Here is a 1,009-nt window from a genome sequence, read left to right on the forward strand (position 1 = left end):
CTCTATGGCCTGCTCAATCAGAGAGCGTGCCGCGCGTCGAAGTATCCCTTCAATGCCCAGACCCAACTCTCCCATCCCACCTGCTATTACGGTATTCTTTTCCACGGCGTACTCCTTATGTTGCTCTTTGAGTCGGAAACCCTTTGTAGCAACAGTACGCCACCTCATTCAAGCCAGTTGTAACGCGCCCGTACACCACTTTCGAGCATAGCTCGAACAGCACCCACTCCAATGTAGTCGGCGAGATCGAAACGTTCGTTGATGAATTCGAGTCTGTGCTGTGAGGAACGAAACAGATGAATAGCCACAAACTCCAATTCCCCAACGTCTTGCGGCGCCTCGTTGATGCCGTCGAGCGGTTAAGTGAAGATGACCTCTCCAAGCTTGGAGACGAATCGTACAGCATCGAAATTCGTCTTACCCGCAAGCGTAACAAGGATGATGCAATCACGCCAATTCAGGAAGTCGATCTGGCAAACGTAATCGAAAAACTTACCAACTTCCCAAGCCGCGAAGATGCTCAGCAGTTTCTTGATGCGAATTTTTCTACCCGGAAGTCTGTTGAGTTAATTGCACGCAAGCTCGATATCCCGATTTCCAGGCAAGACAAAGTCGAGATTCTCCGTGACAAAGTCATTGAAGCCACTGTCGGTGCTCGTGTTCGTTCCCAAGCAATCCAAGGTGGCAAGGTCTAACACTACGTTCGAGGCGACCTGCGCAAAAAGCCGCGCAGGCCGGTTACTTATACATTAGGTATCTTTACAATCACCCATTGCCACTATGAACTACATCAATATGACAACTCAAAATATTTCGGTAACTCTAATTACTCAGGGTGAGCACAAATTCTATTCTGGCACCATGGAAATAGAGCTCATTTCACTTACATGCTCAACAAATCCAAGAGGCTCCTCGCTACTTGGAGTGGATACGAGGGTACGGTAGTCTTAGGGCATTGCTGATCTAGGGAAGGTTAATGATGGACGAAGACAAGCTGTTTACCTTGGCG

1 protein-coding gene and 1 pseudogene are annotated in these 1,009 nt (G+C 48.5%); one reads left to right on the forward strand and one right to left on the reverse strand.

From position 1 onward, the window contains the following. A pseudogene (locus tag H7F08_RS15295) lies at positions 1 to 168 on the reverse strand (IS256 family transposase); the annotation flags it as partial. A gap of 128 nt (positions 169 to 296) precedes the next feature. On the opposite strand from H7F08_RS15295, the gene H7F08_RS15300 reads away from it, so the two are divergent. After that, the gene (locus H7F08_RS15300; protein ID WP_193641004.1) at positions 297 to 695 is read left to right on the forward strand and encodes a hypothetical protein; all 399 of its coding nucleotides are present in this window, start codon (positions 297 to 299) and stop codon (positions 693 to 695) included. Positions 696 to 1,009: the final 314 nt, after the last annotated feature.

Source organism: Acidithiobacillus sp. HP-11, assembly GCF_015100075.1.
In the GTDB taxonomy this organism is placed as follows: Bacteria; Pseudomonadota; Gammaproteobacteria; order Acidithiobacillales; family Acidithiobacillaceae; genus Acidithiobacillus; species Acidithiobacillus thiooxidans.